The 1,055-nt window shown below is 68.4% G+C and carries 2 protein-coding genes and 1 pseudogene; 1 reads left to right on the plus strand and 2 read right to left on the minus strand.

From position 1 onward, the window contains the following. Positions 1-198, plus strand: a pseudogene (locus I0Q12_RS32770) (ACP phosphodiesterase); the annotation flags it as partial. On the opposite strand, the gene I0Q12_RS13380 reads toward I0Q12_RS32770, so the two are convergent. Together I0Q12_RS13380 and I0Q12_RS32775 are read right to left on the minus strand one after the other, a co-directional pair. Further along, the gene (locus I0Q12_RS13380; protein ID WP_231610578.1) at positions 179-679 is read right to left on the minus strand and encodes a hypothetical protein; all 501 of its coding nucleotides are present in this window, start codon (positions 677-679) and stop codon (positions 179-181) included. The pseudogene I0Q12_RS32770 and the gene I0Q12_RS13380 sit on opposite strands and share 20 nt — an antisense overlap. A gap of 183 nt (positions 680-862) precedes the next feature. Then, on the minus strand, positions 863-1,055 hold a 193-nt coding region (locus I0Q12_RS32775), incomplete at its 5' end, for an aldehyde dehydrogenase family protein (protein ID WP_231610579.1).

The following is a 1,055-nucleotide window of genomic DNA, read 5'->3' on the forward strand; positions in this document are numbered from 1 at the left end:
CAGCAGAGCCTGCGCGGGGTGATGGCGTTCTGCAACGCCCGGCTGATGACCGCCCCCGAGGCATACATCCACTACACACCCGACGTGTTCGGCGACGACGGCAGCATCAGCAACGAATCGACGGAGACGTTCCTGCGCAACTACATGTCCGAGTTCCGGGACCACATCGTGCGGGTCCTCACCGTGCTCCCGCGTTAGGGTCGAGCGGCGCGACCTTCTCGAGTTCGAACTCAGCCAGGACGCGGCCGACGACCGCGGCGATCCGATCGGCGGGTAGCTCCTCGTAGGCGGCCAGCACGATCGCCAGCTGCTCGGCCGGCGGCAGCGTCGCGAACAGCACGTCACCGCGCGGGCTCTCGCCGGCGACCCGAGGGGCCTTGCGCGGACGCTGCAGATAGACGAACCAGCTCAGCACGTACGCGCACAGTTCCGGTCCGACGGGCCCGCGCCACGTCGCGACGGCCCGCGCGACCGCCCGGTCGAGGATCTCCGGTGCCGCGTCCCCCGCGAGGAGCCGCGCGCACGGCGCCAGGTCGGGAAGTTTGCTTTCGAGGACTTCGCGCAGCCCGGCGATCCGCTCCCGGTCCACGGTCAGGGTCAGGCCCTCGAGGGTGCCGTTGCCTCGGCCGCGTTCACCGCTGCTGCTCGCAATGGTCGTTTCTGCCGCCGGCTGGTACATGGCTCTACTTCTTCCTCGCGTCTCTACTACGACCATCGTCCCGCGAGTGAGGAATGTCACGCGTAGTCGCCTACGCGTGTCGCGAACGGGCACTACGCGAGAAAACCCGACCCGACGGTCCGTGTACGGAAATATCTGTGCACCGACCGTCGGGTCGGGTGACCTGTGCGTACCAGCGCAGGATCAGCGCAGGATCGACTTGATCTCGAGGAACTCCTCGAGCCCGAAGACGCCCGCTTCACGGCCGAGGCCGGACTGCTTGTAGCCGCCGAACGGCGCTTCGGTGTTGAACGCGCCGCCGTTGACGTACACCTGGCCGGTGCGCATCCGGCGGGCCACTCGTTCGGCACGGGCGGGATCTGCGGACCAGACGCCG

Source organism: Rhodococcus sp. CX (assembly GCF_015865005.1).
Classification (GTDB): Bacteria; Actinomycetota; Actinomycetes; order Mycobacteriales; family Mycobacteriaceae; genus Rhodococcus.